Source organism: Kitasatospora sp. NPDC003701, from assembly GCF_053587085.1.
Genome location: NZ_JBSFNM010000104.1, coordinates 1 through 20,144 on the forward strand (window position 1 = coordinate 1; position 20,144 = coordinate 20,144).

General features: G+C 76.4%; 4 protein-coding genes. All 4 read right to left on the bottom strand.

Annotated elements, in window-relative coordinates; genetic code table 11:
• On the bottom strand, window positions 1-1,437 hold a 1,437-nt coding region (locus ACWDRR_RS42525), incomplete at its 3' end, for a type I polyketide synthase (RefSeq protein ID WP_449777695.1).
• Between the two features lie 54 nt (window positions 1,438-1,491).
• Window positions 1,492-6,687, bottom strand: a complete 5,196-nt coding sequence (locus tag ACWDRR_RS42530) for an SDR family NAD(P)-dependent oxidoreductase (RefSeq protein WP_449777696.1) — start codon at window positions 6,685-6,687, stop codon at window positions 1,492-1,494.
• Window positions 6,688-6,793: 106 nt separating this feature from the next.
• Window positions 6,794-16,960 carry a type I polyketide synthase gene (locus ACWDRR_RS42535; protein ID WP_449777697.1) on the bottom strand — a complete coding sequence of 3,389 codons (10,167 nt, stop codon included), beginning with the start codon at window positions 16,958-16,960 and terminating at the stop codon, window positions 6,794-6,796.
• A gap of 45 nt (window positions 16,961-17,005) precedes the next feature.
• On the bottom strand, window positions 17,006-20,144 hold a 3,139-nt coding region (locus tag ACWDRR_RS42540; protein ID WP_449777698.1), incomplete at its 5' end, for a type I polyketide synthase.

A 20,144-nucleotide genomic window follows, 5' to 3' on the forward strand; every position in this document is an offset into this window, starting at 1 on the left:
CACGCCGCCCGCCGCCTCCGGTCCGTCCGCCGGTCCGTCCGCCGGCTCCCGGGTCGGCGCCTGCTCCAGGATGACGTGGGCGTTGGTCCCGCTGACCCCGAAGGAGGAGACGGCAGCGCGTCGGGGCCGCCCGGTCGCGGGCCATTCCCGGTTCTCGGTGAGCAGTTCGACCGCACCGGCGGTCCAGTCGACGTGAGTGGTCGGTGTGTCGACGTGCAGGGTGGCGGGCAGCACGCCGTGCTGCATCGCCAGCACCATCTTGATCACGCCGCCCACCCCGGCGGCGGCCTGGGTGTGGCCGATGTTGGACTTCAACGACCCGAGCCAGAGCGGCCGTTCGGCCGGGCGCGCCTGCCCGTAGGTGGCCAGCAGGGCCTGCGCCTCGATCGGGTCGCCGAGCCGGGTTCCCGTCCCGTGCGCCTCCACCGCGTCGATCAGGTCCGGCGAGAGCCGGGCCTCGGCGAGGGCCTGGCGGATCACCCGCTGCTGGGAGGGGCCGTTCGGCGCGGAGAGGCTGCTGCTCGCGCCGTCCTGGTTGATCGAGGACCCGCGCAGGACGGCGAGCACTCGGTGCCCCTGGCGCTCGGCCTCGGAGAGCCGCTCGACCAGGAGCATCCCCGCGCCCTCGCCCCAGGCGGTGCCGTCGGCCGCCGCGGCGAAGGACTTGCAGCGCCCGTCCGGGGCCAGCCCGCCCTGGCGGCTGAACTCGACGAAGGTGTCGGGGGTGGCCATCACCGTGACGCCGCCGGCCAGTGCCATCGCGCAGTCACCGCGCCGGACGGCCTGGGCGGCGAGGTGCAGGGCGACCAGCGAGGACGAGCACGCCGTGTCCACCGTGACCGCCGGCCCCTCCAGGCCGAGCACGTAGGCGATCCGGCCGGATGCCACGCTGCCCGCGGTCCCGCTGCCCAGGAAGCCCGCGACCGACTCGTCCACCGAGGTCAGCCGGGTGCCGTAGTCGTGGTACATCAGGCCGGTGAACACGCCGACCCGGGTGCCGCGCACGGACTCCGGCCGGATGCCGGCCCGCTCGAAGGCCTCCCACGCGGTCTCCAGCAGCAGCCGCTGCTGCGGGTCCATCGCCGGTGCCTCGCGCGGGCTGATGTCGAAGAACCCGGGGTCGAAGTCGGCCGCGTCGTCGAGGAAGCCGCCCTCGCACACGTAGGAGGTGCCGGGGCGCAGGCCGTCGGGGTCGTAGAAGTCCTCGACCCGCCAGCCGCGTTCGGCGGGCGGCTCGCCGACGGCGTCGCGGCCGGTGGCCACCAGGTCCCAGAGGTCGTCCGGCGTCCGCACCCCGCCCGGGTAGCGGCAGCTCATCCCGACGATCGCGATCGGGTCGTGCTCGGCGGCCTCCAGCTCGGCCACCCGGCGGCGTGCCTCGCCGAGCTCGGCGGCAGCCCACCGGAGGTGCTCGCGAAGCTTGTCTTCATGTGCCACTTGAGCCTGCTCCTAAAGCCGGTGCGGGTTTTCGACCTGTGCTCTGCCGGGCCCTCAGCGGGCGCGGAGCTGGTTGAGTACGTCGAAGAGTTCGTCGTCGCTCGCCGAGGCGAGGTCGGTGGGGTCGGTGGGATCGGTGCGGGCGGTGTTGCCCCGGCCGTCGTCGCCCCAGCGGGAGATGAGGTCCTTCAGCCGGTGCGTGATCGCCGTCCGGGCCTGGTCGTCGTCGGCGAAGGGCGTCAGGAACGCCTCCAGCCGGTCGAGTTCCGCGAGCGCCGGGCCCATCGCCGTGGTCTCCCCGGTGCCGAACTCGGCGCAGAGGTGGTCGGCCAGGGCCGTGGCGGTGGGGTGGTCGAAGATCAGGGTGCTGGGCAGCTGGATGCCGGTGGCGTCCTGCAGCCGTTCCTGGAGTTCGAGGTTGGCGAGCGAGTCGAAGCCCAGGTCGACGAAGCCCTGGTCCGGGTCGATGTCCTCGGCTGAGGACTCGACCAGTACGACGGCCGCGTGGGTGCGGACCAGGTCGAGCAGGGCCCGCCGGCGGGCCGGCTCCGGCAGCGCCCGGAGGTGCTGGGCGAAGCCGCTCGCCGGGTCCGCGTCCGGGTCGGTGGTCGGCGTGCTGACCGGCGCCGCCGCAGGAGTGGCCGGGGTGACCAACTCCCTGAGCAGTGCCGGTACCTGACCCTGGTCGGCGCGCTCCCGCAGCACCGCGAGGTCCAGCCGGACCGGGACGAGCACCGGCTCAGTGATCATCATACGGGCGGCATCGAAGAGATCAAGTGCTTCCGCCGTGGAAAGCGCGCGGACCCCTTCGCGGCCCAACCGCGCGGTGGAGACGGCGTCCAGACGGTCCGTCAGCTCGCTGCGCTCGGCCCACAGTCCCCAGGCCAGGGACAGTGCGGGCAGGCCCTCGGTGCGCCGCCGCCGGGCGAGGGCGTCGAGGAAGGCGTTGGCGGCGGCGTAGTTGGCCTGTCCGGCGGTGCCGAAGGTGCCCGAGGCCGAGGAGAACAGCACGAAGGCGTCGAGCGCGGTGTCGCGGGTGAGGTCGTGCAGGTGCCAGGCGGCGTCCACCTTCGGCCGCAGTACGGCGGCGAGCCGCTCGGGTGTGAGTGCGGTCAGCAGGCCGTCGTCGACCACCCCGGCCGCGTGGACGACCGCCCGCAGCGGATGGGCTTCGGGCACCGAACGCAGCAGGCCGGCCAGCGCCTCCCGGTCCGCGGCGTCGCAGGCGGCGACGGTGACCTCCGCGCCCAGTGCGGTGAGTTCCGCCACGAGTTCGGCGGCGCCCGGTGCCCGGTCGCCCCGGCGGCCGGTCAGCAGCAGGTGCCGCGCGCCGCGCTCGACCAGGTGGCGTGCGAGCAGGCGGCCGAGGGTGCCCGTCCCGCCGGTGACCAGGACGGTGCCGTCCGGGTCGAACGACGGGTCGCCGTCGGCGGCGCGGTCCACCTGCGTCAACCTGGGTGCCAGTAGGACATCCTGACGGAGTGCCAGCTCGGGTTCGCCCGAAGCGAGGGCCCGGGTCAGCGCGGCTTCGGACGGTGCCGCCTCGCCCAGGTCGAGCAGGCCGAAGCGCTTCGGGTGTTCGGCCTGCGCCGACCGGAGCAGCCCCCGGACGGCGGCCGCGGCGAGGTCGGGGGCGGGGTCGTCCGGGCCGGTGGCCTGGGCGCCGCGCGTCACCACGACCAGTCGGGCGGCGGCGAAGCGGGGTTCGGCCAGCCAGGACCGCACCAGCCGCAGTGCGCCGGCGGTGGCGGCGTGGACGGCGGCCGGCCCGTCGCCGTCGGCCGGCGGCAGGGGCGCGAGCACCACGTCCGGCACCGGGGTGCCGGCGGTGGCCAGGGCGGCGAGGTCGGGATGGTGCGGGTGGGGGCCGGCCGGGATCCCGGGGCCGACCACCGCCGTCCGCACGGCGCCGGGGTGCGGGTCCACCGGGACCGGCGCCCAGCGGACCTGCCACAGCGGTGCCGGGTCGGTCGCGTCGTCGTGCATCGGCCGGGACCGCAGGCTCGCGACGGACGCCACCGGGACGCCGGCCGCATCGGCGGCCTCGACGGTCACCGCGTCCGGGCCGGCCGGGGCGAGCCGCACCCGCAGGGCCGCGGCGCCGGCCGGCCGCACCGAGACGCCCTGCCACGCGAACGGCACCGGCACCCGCCCCGCCGCCTGCGGCGAGCCGACCGCGTACGCCTGGAGGGCGGCGTCCAGCAGCGCCGGGTGGAGGCCGTACCGGGCGGCCTCGCTCCGGTCCGCCTCCGGCAGGGCGACCTCGGCGAACACCTCGTCACCGCGCCGCCAGAGCGCGCGCAGCCCGCGGAAGGCCGGGCCGTAGTCGACGCCGAGGGCGGCCAGCCGGCGGTAGCACCCGTCGAGGGCGACCGGCTCGGCGCCGGGCGGCGGCCAGGCCACCAGGTCGGACGCCTCGACGCGGACCTCGGGAGCCAGCGTGGCGGTGGCGTGGCGGGTCCACGGGGCGTCCTCGGGGGCGGCGGCGCGCGAGGACAGCTCCACCGGCCGGCGTCCGGCCCCGTCCGGGGCGCCGACGGACAGCCGGATCCGGACGCCGGCCTCCGGGGCGGCCCCGGACGCGGGCAGCTCCAGCGGGGCGAGCAGGGTCAGCTCGGCGATGTGCGCGCAGCCCGTCCGGGCGCCCGCCCGGCGGACCAGCTCGACGACGGCGGTGCCGGCCAGCAGCACCCGCCCCCGGACGGTGTGGTCGGCGAGCCAGGGCAGTTCCCGCGGCGAGAGCCGGCCGGTGAACAGGAGGCCTTCGCCGTCCGGCAGTTCGACGACGGCGCGGAGCAGTGGGTGGTCGGCCGGGGCCAGTCCGGCGGCCTGGACGTCGGGGTCGGTCGGCCCGTCCTCCAGCCAGTGGCGCCGGCGCTGGAAGGCGTACGTCGGCAGGTCGACCGGGCGGAGCCCGGCGTCGGGGAAGGCCGCCGACCAGTCGGCCGGCCCGCCGTGGACGTGCAGCTCGGCCAGGCCGGTGAGGAACGCGTCCGCGCCGTCGAGCACCTGGACGGCCGGGCCGGCGATCCGCGCGATCCGTGCCGTCAGCTCGGTGTCGAGCACCACGAACCGGGTGTGGCCGCGGCCCAGCAGCTCCGGTACGGACTCCTCCGGCGCACTGGTGAGCACGGGTATCCGGGTGCCGGTCGGACCGGGGCGCTCGCCGGAGACCGCCGCGCGTGCCCCGTCCACGAGGGACAGCGCCCCCGCGACACAGGCTCCCGCGACCGTGCCGGCGCCCGTCGCCACCAGGGCGGCCGGGTGGACGCCGTGCCCCTCCCAGAGCCCGGCGAGGGCGACCAGCACCGCCCAGTGCACCGCGCGGCCGACCTCGGCCCGCGCCGGGTCGGGTGCGCCCGGGGCGCCGCGCAGCACGTCGGTCGCGGACCAGCCGGCGGCCTCGGTCAGCGCCGCGTCGCAGGCGGCCAGCCGCGCGGCGAACAGCGGCGACGTGTCGAGCAGCCGGACCGCCCGGTCGAGCCGGTCGGCCGGCCGGTCCGGCAGGACGAGGACCACGCGCTCGTCCCCGCCGGCGACGCCCTCGACCAGCCCGGGGCGCGGCTCGCCGGCCGCCAGTGCCGCCAGGGCCGCCCGCTGCTCGGCGAGGTCCGCGCCGAGCAGGACGGCCCGGTGCTCGAACGTCGTCCGGGTGCGGGCCAGTGCGGCGCCGACCTCGGCGGCGGACCGCCCGGGGTGCTCGTCGAGGTGGGTCAGCAGCCGCCCGGCCTGTGCCCGCAGCGCGGCCGCCGTCCGGCCGGAGAGGACCCACGGCCCGGCCCCCACCCCGGCCGGCGCCTCCTCGGAAGCCTCGGGAACCTCGGCAGCCTCGGGAACCTCGGCAGCCTCGGGAACCTCGGCAGCCTCGGGAGCGGCCTCCTCCAGGACGAGGTGCGCGTTGGTGCCGCTCACCCCGAAGGACGAAACACCGGCCCGGCGCGGCCGCCCGGTCGCCGGCCACGCGCGCTGCTCGGCGAGCAGCTCGACCGCGCCGGCGGTCCAGTCCACGTGCGGGTTGGGCGCGTCCAGGTGCAGGGTGCGCGGCAGCACGCCGTGTCGCATCGCCATCACCGTCTTGATCACGCCGGCCACGCCCGCCGCCGCCTGGGCGTGGCCGATGTTGGACTTCACCGAGCCGAGGTACAGCGGCCGCCCGTCGGCGCGGTCCTGCCCGTAGGTGGCCAGCAGCGCCTGCGCCTCGATGGGATCGCCGAGCGTCGTCCCGGTGCCGTGCGCCTCCACCGCGTCGACGTCGCGCGCCGACAGCCCGGCGTGCTCCAGCGCCTGCCGGATCACCCGCTGCTGGGCGGGCCCGCTCGGCGCGGTCAGGCCGCTGCTGGCGCCGTCCTGGTTGACCGCGCTGCCGCGGATCACCGCGAGCACCCCGCGCCCGTGGCGTCGCGCGTCGGAGAGCCGCTCCAGCAGCAGCAGGCCGACGCCCTCGCCCAGCCCCGTCCCGTCGGCCGCGGCCGCGAACGCCTTGCACCGCGCGTCGCCGGCCAGTCCGCGCTGCCGGCTGAACTCGACCAGCGCCATCGGCGAGGCCATCACCGACACGCCGCCGGCCAGCGCCAGCGAGCACTCGCCGGCCCGGAGCGACTGCGCCGCCTGGTGCAGCGCGACCAGCGACGACGAGCACGCCGTGTCCAGGGTGACGGCCGGTCCCTCCAGGCCCAGGGTGTAGGCGACCCGGCCGGACGCGACGCTGCCGGTGCTGCCGTTGCCGACGTAGCCCTCGAACTCGCCCGGCACCCGGCGCAGGCGCGAGGCGTAATCCTGGTAGATGACCCCGGCGAACACACCGGTCCGCGACCCGCGCACCGAGGCCGGGTCGATGCCGGCCCGCTCGAACGCCTCCCAGGCGGTCTCCAGCAGCAGCCGCTGCTGCGGGTCGGTGGCCAGCGCCTCCCGGGTGCTCATCCCGAAGAACGCCGGGTCGAAGTCGGCCGCGTCGTGCAGGAACCCGCCCTCACGGACGTACACCGAGCCGTGGCGCGCCGGGTCGGGGTCGTGCAGGCCCTCGTCCCAGCCGCGGTCGGCCGGGAACGGCGAGATCGCGTCCCGCTCCTCGGCGACCAGACGCCAGAGGTCCTCGGGCGAGGCGACCCCGCCGGGGTAGCGGCAGGCCATGCCGATGACGGCGATCGGCTCGCGGGCCCCCTCCTCGGCCTCCTGGAGCCGCCGGCGCGTCCTGCGCAGGTCGACGGTCAGCCGCTTGAGGGTGTCGAGGACCTTCTCGTCACTCGTCATCGCGCTGTGCGCCTCTCATCTCCACGAAGGGGCTGGGCCACGAAGGGTCCGGGCCACGAAGGGTCTGGCCTGCGAGGGGTCCGGGAACGGCCCGGGGCAGGCGGATTCACGGGTTCTGCAGTTCGCCGTCGACGATGTCGAGGAGCTCGTCGAGGGTCGCGTCCCCGAACTCGTCCTCGTCCTCGCCGGGTCGCTCCGGGCCGGCCGGCCCGGCCGCGTCCAGCTGCGCCGCCAGTCCGCGCAGCCGGGCGGCGAGCCCCTCGCGCGCCGGGTCCCCGGTGGCCAGATCACGCAGGCCGGCCTCCAGGGCGTCCAGGTCGACGGGGGCCCCGGCGGTGCGGGCCGGCGGTGCGGCCGGCCGCTCCTGTCGCTCCAGCAGCTCCCCGAGGTGGGTGGCGACGGCGGCCGGGGTCGGGTGGTCGAAGACCAGCGTGGCCGGCAGCCGCAGCCCGGTGGCCGCGTTCAGCCGGTTGCGCAGCTCGACCCCGCGCAGCGAGTCGAAACCGGACTCCAGGAAGCCGCGCCCGGCGGCGACCGCCTCCGGCGAGGCGTGGCCGAGCACCGTGGCCACCTGGGACCGGACCAGCTCGACCAGCGCGTGCGAGCGTTCGGCGGCGGTCAGACCGGCCAGCGACAGCCCGGTGCCCGGCCCGGCCGGTGCCTCGGCCCGGGCGGCACGCCGGGGCGCCGTGCCGAGCAGTGCCCGCAGCAGCGGCGGCCGCTGCGCCGGGTCGCCCTCGCGCAGCGCGGCGAGGTCCAGCCGGACCGGCAGCGTCAGCGGGCGGTCCTGGGCGAGCGCGGCGTCGAACAGCGCCAGGCCCTCCGCCGTGGACATCGGCAGGACGCCGGAACGCCGCATCCGGCGCCGGTCCGCCTCGCTCAGCCCGCCGGTCATCGCGCTCTCGGCGGACCACAGCCCCCACGCCATCGACACCCCGGGCAGGCCCAGCGCGCGGCGGTGCGCGGCCAGGCCGTCCAGGTAGGCGTTGGCGGCGGCGTAGTTGGCCTGCCCGGCACTGCCCAGCACGCCGCCCGCCGCCGAGAACAGCACGAACAGCGCGGGCTTGGCCTCCAGGGTCAGCTCGTGCAGGTGCCAGGCCGCGTCCGCCTTCGGGCGTAGCACGGCCCTGACCCGCTCCGGCGTGAGCGAGGCGAGCGCGCCGTCGTCCAGCACCCCGGCCGCGTGCACCACACCCGTCAGCGGGTGCTGCGCCGGGACGGCGGCGAGCACCGCGGCCAGCGCGCTCCGGTCGGCGGCGTCGCAGCGGGCGACGGTCACCTCGGCGCCGAGCGCGGACAGCCGCTCGACGAGCTCGTCCGCCCCCTCGGCCTGCCGGCCCTGCCGGCTGACGAGCAGCAGGTGCCGGACGCCGTGCCGCTCGACCAGGTGCCGGGCGACCAGCGCGCCCAGCGTCCCGGTGCCACCGGTGATCAGCACCGTGCCCTCGGGGTCCGTCGCGGGGGCGACGGCGCCGTCGTCCGGGCGCAGCCGCGCCAGGCGGGGCACGAGCACCCGGCCGGCCCGGACGGCGTACTGCGGCTCGGCGCCGTCCAGCAGCGCCGGCAGCACCGCGACGGCGTCCGCGTCGGGGCTGTCGGGGTCGGCGTCGAGGTCCACCAGGACGAACCGGTCGGGGTGCTCGGCCTGCGCGGAGCGCACGGCGCCCCAGACGGCGGTCGCGGCCGGATCGGGTGAGCCGGCGGGATCCGTGGCGTCGGCGGTGTCGACGGCGCCGTGGGTCACCAGCACCAGCCGGGCGTCGGCGAACCGGTCGTCGGCGGCCCAGGCCTGCAGCAGGGCAAGTGCCCGCTCCACGGCGCTCCGGGCGGCGTCCGCGGACCGGCGCTCCCCGCCCGGCTGCGGCGTCCAGGGGACCACGACCGCCTCGGGCATCGGCGCGCCGGCGGTGACGGCCTCGGCGAGGGCCGCGAGATCCGGGTAACCGGGCGACGCGTGGATGCCCGCACCGAGCACGGCGTGGCGGACGGCGCGCGCGACGGGCCGGTCGGCCGGCTCGGTCCAGGCCAGCCGGAAGAGGAAGTCGGCGGCGGTGCGGTCGGCGGCGGCGCCGAGCTGCGCCGGGGAGACCCGCCGCACGGCGAGCGACTCGACGGTGGCCACCGGCAGACCGGTCCGGTCGGCCACCGACAGCGCCATGCCGTCCGGCCCGGTGGGCGTCAGCCGGACCCGCAGCGTGGTGGCGCCGGTGGCGTGCAGGGTGACGCCCGTCCAGGAGAACGGCAGCCGCACCTGCTCGGCACCGTCGATCAGGGTGGTGTGCAGGGCCGCGTCCAGCAGCGCGGGGTGGATCCCGAACCGGTCGGCGTCGGCCGACTGCGGTTCCGGCAGCCGGACTTCGGCGTACACCTCGGAGCCGAGCCGCCAGGCCGCGTGCAGGCCCCGGAACGCCGGCCCGTACCCGAGGCCGTCCTCGGCGAGCCGCTGGTAGAGGCCGTCGAGCCCGACCGGTACGGCCCCGGCCGGCGGCCAGGCGGCGCCGGTCGCCCACCCGCCGGTCGGCGCGCTCGGGACGGCCGTGCCGACGGCGTGGCACGTCCAGGCGGTGGCGTCCCCGGCGGTGCCGGCGTCGTCGGGGGCGGAGTGGACGGTGAGCGGGCGGCGGCCGGCGTCGTCCGGCGCGCCGATCCGGACCTGGATCCGGACGGCGTGCTGCTCGGGGAGGACGAGGGGTGCCTGGAGGGTCAGCTCCTCCAGGTGGTGGCAGCCGACCCGGTGCCCGGCGTGGAGAGCGAGTTCGACGAGCGCGGTGCCGGGGGCGAGGACGGTGCCCCAGACGGCGTGGTCGGCGAGCCAGGGGTGGGTGCTGAGGGAGAGCCGGCCCGTCAGGATCAGGCCCTCGTCGCCGGGCAGCGCGACGGCCGCGGCGAGCAGCGGGTGCCCGGCGGAGTCGAGCCCGGAGGTGCGCGGGTCGGCGCTCGCCGGCGCGGTGAGCCAGAAGCGCTCGCGCTGGAACGGGTAGGTGGGGAGGTCGGGGTGGTGGCCGGGGCGGACGAGCGGGGCCCAGTGGACGGGCCGGCCGTGGGCGTGGAGGTGGGCGGCGGAGGTGAGCAGCCGGGTCCAGTGGCCCTCGGTGCGGCGGAGGGTGCCGGTGACGACCACCGGCACGTTGTCGAGGGTGTCCTCGATGGCCGGGGTGAGGACGGGGTGGGGGCTGGTCTCGACGAAGGTGCTGTGGCCGGTGTCGGCGAGCGCGCGGACGGCCTGTTCGAAGAGGACCGGCCGACGGAGGTTGGTGTACCAGTACTCGGCGTCCAGCGTGGTGGTGTCGGTGACCTCGCCGGTGACGGCCGACAGGAAGGGGATGGTGGCGGCTACGGGCTCGATGTCGGCCAGCTCGGCGAGGAGTTGACCGCGGAGGGTCTCGACGTGCGGGGAGTGGGAGGCGTAGTCGACGTCGATGCGGCGCGCGCGGATGCCCTGCTGCTCGCAGTGGGCGAGGAGTTCGTCGAGGGCGTCGCGGTCGCCGGCGACGACGGTGGTGGCGGGGCCGTTGTGGGCGGCGACGGTGAGGCGGTCGTCCCAGCGGGTGAGGAGTTCGGCGGCCTCGGTGTGCGGCAGGGGGAGGGAGGCCATGCCACCGTCTCCGCTGATGGCGAGGATCGCCTTGGCGCGGAGGGCGACGATGCGGGCGGCGTCGTCGAGGGTGAGGGCTCCGGCGATGTGGGCGGCGGCTATTTCGCCCTGGGAGTGGCCGAGGACGGCGTCGGGCTGGACGCCGAGGGATTGCCAGAGGCGGGCGAGGGAGACCATGACGGCGAAGAGGGCGGGTTGGACGACGTCGACGCGGGTGAGGTCGTCGTGGCCGCGCAGGACGTCGAGCAGGGACCAGTCGGTGTGGGGGGCGAGGGCTTCGGCGCAGGCTTCGATGTGGGTGCGGAACACTTCGGAGGTGTCGAGGAGTTCGGCGCCCATGCCGATCCACTGGGAGCCCTGGCCGGGGAAGACGAAGACGGTCCGGCCGGTGTGCTCGGCGCTGCCGCTCGCCGTGCTCTCCTCGGTCAACGCGGTGAGGTGGGTGAGGAGTTCGTCGTGGGTGCGGCCGAGGGCGACGGCGCGGTGGTCGAGGGTGGCGCGTCCGGTGAGCAGGGTGTGTCCGACGGCGTGGAGGTCGGTGTCGGGGTGGTCGCGCAGGTGGTCGGCGAGTTGTGCGGCGTGGGCGCGCAGGGCGGTCTCGTCGCGGGCGGAGAGGACCCACGGCACCACGGGGGAGGGCGAGTCGGCGACAGCGGCAGCGGCCTCGTCCTCGACCGGCGGGGCCTCCTCCAGGATGACGTGCGCGTTCGTCCCGCTGATGCCGAACGCCGACACCCCGGCGCGACGCGGCCGCCCGTCCGCCTGCGGCCAGTCGCGCCGGTCGGTGAGCAGTTCGACCGCGCCGGCGGTCCAGTCCACATGGGTGGTCGGTTCGGTGACGTGCAGCGTGCGCGGCAGCACGCCGTGCCGCATCGCCAGCACCATCTTGATCACGCCGGCCACTCCCGCCGCGGCCTGGGTGTGGCCGAGGTTGGACTTCAACGACCCCAGCCAGAGCGGCTGGTCGGTGCCCCGCTGCTGCCCGTAGGTGGCGAGCAGGGCCTGCGCCTCGATCGGGTCGCCGAGCCGGGTGCCCGTCCCGTGCGCCTCCACCGCGTCGATGTCCGCGGCCGAGAGCCGGGCGTCGGCCAGTGCGGCGCGGATCACCCGCTGCTGGGAGGGGCCGTTCGGCGCGGCCAGCCCGTTGGAGGCGCCGTCCTGGTTCACGGCCGAGCCGCGCACCACGGCCAGCACCCGGTGCCCGTTGCGCTGAGCGTCCGACAGCCGCTCCAGCAGCACCACACCGGCGCCCTCGGCGAGGCCGAAGCCGTCCGCGTCCTCCGAGAACGCCTTGCAGCGGCCGCTCCCGGACAGCGCGCCCATCCGGCTGAAGCCGATGAAGGAGTCCGGGGTCGGCATCACCACCGCGCCGCCCGCGACGGCCATCGTGCACTCGCCGTTGCGCAGCGACTGCGCCGCCAGGTGCAGGGCGACCAGCGAGGACGAGCAGGCGGTGTCGACGGTGATCGCCGGCCCCTCCAGCCCGAACGCGTAGGACAGCCGGCCCGAGATGACACTGGTGACGCTGCCGGTGATGACGTAGTCCCCGATGGCGGCCGGCGCGTCGGCCGACTGCACGCCGTACCCGTGCTGCATGGCGCCGACGAAGGCGCCGGTCCGGCTGCCGCGCAGGGACGTCAGATCGATGCCGGCCCGCTCGAAGGCCTCCCAGGACGTCTCCAGCAGCAGCCGCTGCTGCGGGTCCATCGCCAGCGCCTCGCGCGGGCTGATCCCGAAGAACCCGGCGTCGAACGCGTCCACGTCCCGGACGAAGCCGCCCTGCTGGCCGGAGACCGCCGAGAGGTCCCAGCCGCGGTCGGCGGGCAGCCCGGAGATCACGTCGCCGTCGGTGACCAGCAGCTGCCAGAGCTCCTCCGGGGTCGAGACCCCGCCCGGGAACCGGCAGGCCATGCCGACGATCGCGATCGCCTCGGAGTCCGCGTCGGCGGCCGGCCGGGCCACCGCGGCCGGGGCGGCGGGCTCGGCCACGCCCAGCTCCAGGATCTCGCGGCGCAGCTGGGCCGCCAGCGCGGCCGGGGTCGGGAAGTCGAAGATCAGGGTGGCCGGGAGCCGCAGTCCGGTGGCCACGTTCAGCCGGTTGCGCAGCTCGACGGCCGTCAGGGACTCGAACCCCAGCTCCTTGAAGGCCCGTTCGGGGCGGACGGCGTCCGGCGTGCTGCGCCCCAGCACCGCGACGGCGTGCCTGGTGACGAGCTCGACCAGGGAGCGGTGCTGCTCCGCCTCCGACAACCGGACCAGCGAGAGCCGGAGTTCGGACCCGGCGGCGCCGGCCGGCGCCACCGTCTCGGCCGAGGCGGCCAACACCGCGCGGGCCTCCGGGAGTTCGGCGAGCAGCGGGCTCGGCCGCATCGCCGTGAAGAGCGGCACGAAGCGCTCCCAGTCGATCTCGGCCACCGCGACGAAGGTGTCGTCGTGGTCCAGCGCCTGCTGGAGGGCGGCGATCGCCAACTCGGCGCGCATCAGCGGGAGACCCTGCTCGCGCACCCGCCGGCGGGTCCGCTCGACGTCCTGGTCCCCGAGGTTCTTCCAGGTGTTGACGGCGTCCTCCCAGACGCCCCAGGCGACCGAGACCATCGGCAGGCCCTCGGCGCGGCCCTGCTCCGCCAGGGCGTCCAGCGCCGCGTTGGCGGCGGCGTAGGCGGCGTGGTCGCCGCTGCCCCAGAACCCGGCGATGGAGGAGAACAGGACGAACGCGTCCAGCTCGGCCGGGTCGAGCAGCTCGATCAGGTGCCGGGAGCCGTCCACCTTGGCGGCCAGCACCTGGTCGAAGCTCTCCAGCGTGGTGTCCGGCACGGAGGTCAACTCGATGAACGCGGCCGTGTGCAGGACCGCCCGTACGGTGTGCCCGTCCGCCCGCAGCCCGTCCAGCAGGCCGGCCACCGCGTCGCGGTCGGCCACGTCGCACGCGGCCACGGTCACGGCGACGCCCCGCGCGGTCAGTTCGGCCGCCAGGTCCGTCGCTCCCGGCGCGGCCGGGCCCGAACGGCTGGCCAGGACGAGGTGCTCGGCGCCGTTGTCGGCCAGCCAGCGGGCGAGCCGGGGACCGAGGCTCCCGGTGCCGCCGGTGACCAGCACCGTGCCGCGCGGGCGCCAGCCGCGGACCGGCCGGGCCTCCCCGGCGGAGGCGTGCACCATGCGTCGGGCGAAGAGCCCGGCCGCCCGGACCGCCAGTTGGTCCTCCTCGGAGGCGCCGGCCACCACGCGCAGCAGTCGCCCGAGCGACCGTTCGTCCGGCTGCCCGGGCAGGTCGACCAGACCGCCCCAGACGTGCGGCAGCTCCAGTGCGACGACCCGGCCGAGGCCCCACAGCTGCGCCTGCACCTGATCGGCCGGCGCGTCGGCCGGACCGGTGTGCACGGCGCCGCGGGTGGCGCACCACAGCGGCGCCCGGACACCGAGGCCGGCCAGCTCCTGGACCAGCGCCAGGGTCAGCGCGACGCCGGTGGTCGCCGAGCGCAGGCCGGGGTGTCGGCGGGCGTCCAGCGCGAGGAACGACAGCACGCCAGCGAGCTCGCCCGGCTCACCGCCGTCGATCACCTCGCGCAGGCGGGCGGTCAGGGCGGCGCGGTCGGCGTCCGTCTCCAGCAGCACGGTCCGGGCGCCCCGCGCGGCCAGTCCGCGGGTGGCCTCGGCCGCCCAGGCATCGTCGGCGTGGCCGGCGGGGACGACCACCAGCCAGGTGCCGGAGAGCGCGGCCGGCGCGAGGTCCGCCACCGGCTTCCAGGCGATCCGGTACCGCCAGTCGTCCACGGTCGAGCGGTCGCGGCCCTGCCGGTGCCAGGAGGACAGCGCCGGCAGCAGGGTGCTCAGCGACCGCCGCTGCTCCTCGTCCTCGACCTGGAGCGTCGCGGCCACGGCGGCGACGTCCTGCTCCTCGACGGCCTCCCAGAACCCCGCGTCCACCGCGGAGCCCGCCGCCGGGCTCGAACCGGCCGGGGCGGCGTCCTGGATCCACAGGTGCTGGTGCCGGAAGGGGTAGGTGGGGAGGTCGGGGTGCTGGCCGGGGCGGACCAGCGGGGCCCAGTGGACGGACCGGCCGTGGGTGTGGAGGTGGGCGGCGGAGGTGAGCAGCCGGGTCCAGTCGCCCTCGTCGCGGCGGAGCGTGCCGGTGGTGACCGCCGGGTGCTCGGTGAGCTCGACGGTCTCGTCGATGGCGGCGGTGAGGACGGGGTGGGGGCTGGTCTCGACGAAGGTGGTGTGGCCGGTGGCTGCGAGCTGGGTGACGGCCTGCTGGAAGAGGACGGGTTGGCGGAGGTTGGTGTACCAGTAGTCGGCGTCGAGGGTGGTGGTGTCGGTGATTTCGGCGGTGACGGCCGACATGAAGGGGACGGTGGCGGCCGCGGGCTTGATGTCGGCCAGCTCGGTGAGGAGTTGGTCGCGCAGGGCTTCGACCTGGGCGGAGTGCGAGGCGTAGTCGACGGGGATGGTGCGGGCGCGGACTCCGTCGGCCTGTGCCTGGTCGACGACGGCGTGGACGGCGGCGACGGTGCCGGCGATGACGGTGTGGGCGGGGCCGTTGACGGCGGCGACGCTCACGTCGCCCTGATGGGGAGCGAGCAGGGCCTCGACCTGGTCGGCGGGCAGGGGGACGCTGGCCATGGTGCCGTGTCCGCTGAGCGCGAGGATGGCCTTGCTGCGGAGGGCGACGATGCGGGCGGCGTCCTCCAGCGTCAGCGCTCCGGCGATGTGGGCGGCGGCGATCTCGCCCTGGGAGTGGCCGAGGACGGCGTCCGGTCGCACACCGAGGGATTCCCAGAGGCGGGCCAGGGAGACCATCACGGCGAACAGCGCGGGCTGGACGACGTCGACGCGGGCGAGGTCGTCGTGGCCGCGCAGGACGTCGGTGAGGGACCAGTCGACGTGGGGGGCGAGTGCGGTCTCGCACCGGGCGATCGACTCGGCGAACACGGCGGAGCTGTCGAGGAGTTCGGCGCCCATGCCGATCCACTGGGAGCCCTGGCCGGGGAAGACGAAGACGGTCCGGCCGGTGTGCTCGGTGCTGCCGGTCGTGGTGCTCTCCTCGGTCAACGCGGTGAGCTGGGTGAGGAGTTCGTCGTGGGTGCGGCCGAGGGCGACGGCGCGGTGGTCGAGGGTGGCGCGTCCGGTGAGCAGGGTGTGTCCGACGGCGTGCAGGTCGGTGTCGGGGTGTGCGCGCAGGTGGTCGGCGAGTTGTGCGGCGTGGGCGCGCAGCGCGGTCTCGTCGCGGGCGGAGAGGACCCACGGCACCACGGGGGAGGGCGAGTCGGCGCCAGCGGCCTCCTCCTCGACCGCCGGGGCCTCCTCCAGGATGACGTGCGCGTTGGTCCCGCTGATGCCGAAGGAGGAGACGGCGGCGCGTCGGACGCGCTCGCCGGCCGGCCATGCCCGGTTCTCGGTGAGCAGTTCGACCGCGCCGGCGGTCCAGTCCACATGGGTGGTCGGCTCGTCGACGTGCAGGGTGGCGGGCAGCACGCCGTGCTGCATCGCCAGCACCATCTTGATCACGCCGCCCACTCCGGCGGCCGCCTGGCTGTGGCCGATGTTGGACTTCAACGACCCGAGCCAGAGCGGCTGGTCACCGTCCCGCTCCTGGCCGTAGGTGGCGAGCAGGGCCTGCGCCTCGATCGGGTCGCCGAGCCGGGTGCCCGTCCCGTGCGCCTCCACCGCGTCCACGTCCGCCGCCGAGAGCCGGGCGTTCTTCAACGCCTCCCGGATCGCCCGCTGCTGGGCAGGGCCGTTCGGCGCGGAGAAGCCGCTGCTGCTGCCGTCCTGGTTGATCGCCGAGCCGCGGACCACGGCGAGCACCCGGTGCCCGTTGCGCCGGGCCTCCGACAGCCGCTCCACCACCAGGACGCCGACGCCCTCCGCCCAGCCGGTCCCGTCCGCCGAGGCGGCGAACGCCCGGCAGCGCCCGTCGGGGGAGAGCGCGCGCTGGCGGCTGAACTCGACGAATCCGCCCGGCCCGGTCATCACGGTGACGCCGCCGACGAGCGCCATCGTGCACTCGCCGTTGCGCAGCGCCTGCGCCGCCAGGTGCAGGGCGACCAGCGAGGACGAGCAGGCGGTGTCGACGGTGACGGCCGGCCCCTCCAGGCCGAGCGCGTAGGCCACCCGGCCCGACACCACGCTGCCCAGGCTGCCCGTCATCAGGTAGCCCTCGAGGTCCTCGGGCGTCTCGCGCAGCCGGGCGGCGTAGTCCTGGTGCATCACGCCGGCGAACACGCCGGTCCGGCTGCCGCGCACCGACGACGGGGCGATGCCGGCCCGCTCGAAGGCCTCCCACGCGGTCTCCAGCAGCAGCCGCTGCTGGGGGTGCATGGCCAGCGCCTCGCGGTGGCCGATCCCGAAGAAGTCGGGGTCGAACAGCGCGGCGTCGTGCAGGAACCCGCCGGCCCGGGTGTAGGTCTTGCCGACCGCCTCCGGATCCGGGTCGTAGAGCGAGGCGACGTCCCAGCCGCGGTCCTCCGGGAAGCCGGAGATCGCGTCGCCGCCCGTCGCGACCAACTGCCAGAGGTCGTCGGGGGACTTGACGCCCCCGGGGTAGCGGCAGGCCATGCCGACGATGGCGATCGGCTCGGAGGCGGAGGCGGTCAGCTTGCGGTTCTGCTGCCGCAGGAGCTCGGCCTCCTTGAGGGAGGCCCGCAGCGCCTTGACGACTTCTTCACTGGATGCGGTCATCGCGAACTCCGAAACTCCGGGCCATTGGGACGTGGTGAGCGGTGATCAGCTGTCACCGAGGGCAACCCGGACGAGGTCGTCCAGGTCCATCGTGTCGAGCGCGCTGCCGGGCTCCTCCTCCTCGTCGGGCCCGGCGGTGGACCGGTCCGCGACATCGGCGAGTCGGAGCAGCGTCCGCACCAGCCCGGCCTCCTGGAGGCGGACCATCGGGATCGCCGCCAGGGCCCGGCGGAACTCGCCCTCGTCGACCTCGGCGGGATCCGCGGGCCCGGCGGTCTCCTCCACCGGGAAGGCCTCGGCCTCCAGATGGCGGGCGACGGCGGCCGGGGTCGGGTGGTCGAAGATCAACGTGGCGGGCAGCCGGCCGCCGGTCTCCGCGCCGAGCCGGTTGCGCAGTTCGACCGCGGTGAGCGAGTCGAGGCCGAGGTCGAGGAAGCCGCGGTCCGGTTCCACCCGCTCCGGCGAGGCGTAGCCCAGGACGGCCGCCACATGGGCGCGCACCAGGTCGAGCACGGCGCGGCCGCGCTCGTCCGGCGCCAGCTCGGCGAACCGTTGGCGGAACGTCGGCGCGCCGGGTGCGGCGGTCCGGCGGTGCCCGGTGGGGCGGATCAGGCCCCGGAGCAGCGGTGCGACCTCGGACTGCGCGCGCAGCGCGGCGGTGTCCAGGCGGGCGGGCACCAGCACCGCGCGGTCCGCCGCCAGGGCGGCGTCGAAGAGCGCGAGACCCTGGGCGGACGGCATGGGCGCGAGGCCGGTGCGGCCCAGCCGCCGGAGGTCGGCCTCGGCGAGGTGGCGGGTCATCCCGCCGGCCTCCGCCCAGAGGCCCCAGGCCAGCGAGTGCGCGGGCAGGCCCTCCGCCCGGCGCCGCTGCGCGAGGGCGTCGAGGAAGGCGTTGGCCGCCGAGTAACTCGCCTGGCCGGCCTGGCCCAGTACCCCGGCCGCCGAGGAGAACACCACGAAGGCCCGCAGGCCGCTCCCGCGCGTCAGCTCGTGGAGGTGCCACGCCGCGTCGGCCTTCGGCCGCAGGACGGCCGCCACGCGGTCGGGAGTCAGGGCGGTGAGCACGCCGTCGTCCAGCACGCCGGCCGTGTGCACCACGCCGGTCAGGGGCTGGTCGGCGGGCACCTCCGCCAGGACGGCGGCGAGCGCCTCCCGGTCGGCGGCGTCGCAGGCCACGATCGTCACGGCGGCACCCGAGGCGGTGAGGTCGGCCCGGAGTTCGGCCGCGCCGGCGGCGGCGAGCCCCTGCCGGCTGAGCAGCAGGAGGTGCCGCACGCCGTGCCGGGCGACCAGGTGGCGCGCGAGCAGGCTGCCGAGCAGGCCGGTGCCGCCGGTGACCAGCACCGTGCCGGTGGGGCCGAACGGTCCGCCGGACGTGGCCGGTGCGGCCGGTGCGGCGGGTGCGGCCGGTACCAGTCGGGCGGCGGTCACCTGCCCGGCGCGGACCGCGAGCTGCGGCTCCGGCGAGCCGAGCGCCCGGACCAGCGCCGGGTAGGAGTCGGGGTGGTCGTCGAGGTCCGCCAGCACGAGCCGGCCGGGGTTCTCGGACTGGGCGGACCGGACCAGACCCCGGAGCGGCGCGTGGACGAGGTCCGTCACGGACTCCGCAGGGTCCACGGCCACCGCGCCGCGGGTGAGCAGCACCAGCCGGGAGCCGGCGAGCCGCTCCTCGGCCAGCCAGGCCTGGACGAGGCCCAGCGCGCGGGCCGTTGCCGCGTGGACGGCCTCGGGCGTCGCCCCGGGGCCGGACGGGAAGGGCGCCACGACGGTCTCCGGCACGGTGGTCCCGGCACAGATCGCGGCGAGCAGCTCGGCCGGCTCGACGGCCTCGGCGGACCAGCGGGCCGCTGCGGCCCCGAGCGCTGCGGTCCAGGGGGTCGCTGCGGTCCCGGTGGCTGCGGAGTCGGCGGCGGGTGCGGAGTCGGCGGCGGGTGGGAAGTCCTCGGCGCCGAGGAGGAGCGGCGGCGCCGGGTCGGTGGCGTCCGGGGAGGTCGGCACGGGCACCCAGTCCACCTGGTACAGCGAATCGCGGTGGCTCCGGGCGGTGGCGCTGAACTGCTCCGGCGTGACCGGTCGCAGCGTCAGCGAGCCGACCGAGACGACCGGCTTTCCGGCCTCGTCGGTCGCGGTGAGCGAGACGGTGTCCGGCCCGGTCGGCGTCAGCCGGACCCGCAGCGCGGTGGCCGGGTCGGCGTGGAAGGTGACGTCGGACCAGGAGAACGGCAGGCGGACGCCGTCCGCTCCCTGGAGCAGGCAGGCGTGCAGGGCGGCGTCCAGCAGTGCCGGGTGCAGCCCGAAGCCGTCGTCCTGCCGCTCCGGCGGGAGCACGACCTCGGCGAGGATGTCGTCCCCCCGCCGCCCGAGGGCCCGCAGGCCCTGGAACGCCGGACCGTAGTCGAAGCCGACGTCGGCCAGCCGGCCGTAGAGCGCGTCGTCCGGGTCGAGCGCCGCCGTCGGGAGTTCCCACGCGTCCGCCGGCACCGCCGGACCCGTCACCGCCAGGACGCCGGTCGCGTGCCGGGTCCACGCGGCATCGGGGTCGTCGGGGGTGTCGGGCGCGGAGTGAATGGTGACGGGGCGCCGGCCGGTCTCCTCCTCCGGCGCGCCGACGCGGACCTGGAGGCGGACGGCATGCTCCTCGGGGAGGGCCAACGGGGCTTCCAGCGTGAGCTCTTCGAGGTGCTCGCAGTCGAACCGGCGGCCGGCGTGGAGGGCGAGTTCGACGAGGGCGGTGCCGGGGAGGAGCGGGGCGCCCCAGACGGCGTGGTCGGCGAGCCAGGGGTGGTCGGTGAGGCCGATCCGGCCGGTGAGGACGAGTTCGTCGCTGTCGGCGAGGGTCAGCAGGGTGCTGAGCAGGGGGTGCTCGGCGGAGTCGAGCCCTGCGGTGCGGGGGTTGGCGGTCGCGGGGGCGTCGAGCCAGAAGCGTTCGCGCTGGAAGGGGTAGGTGGGGAGGTCGACCTGGGCGTGTCGGCGGGTGGGGAGGAGGGTCGTCCAGTCGACGGTGGTGCCGGTGGTGTGGGCCTCGGCGAGGGAGGTGAGGAGTCGGCGGGTGCCGCCTTCGTCCCGTCGGAGGGTGCCGGTGGTGCGGGGGGCCGGGTGGCCGGTGGCCTCGGTGGTGTCCTGAACGGCCGCGGTGAGGACGGGGTGGGGGCTGGTTTCGATGAAGACGCTGTGGCCGGTGGCC

Excerpts from the sequence above, each read along its gene's own strand:
- ACWDRR_RS42530 (WP_449777696.1), bottom strand. The coding sequence starts at position 6,687 with ATGACGAGTGACGAGAAGGTCCTCGACACCCTCAAGCGGCTGACCGTC.
- ACWDRR_RS42535 (WP_449777697.1), bottom strand. The coding sequence starts at position 16,960 with ATGACCGCATCCAGTGAAGAAGTCGTCAAGGCGCTGCGGGCCTCCCTC.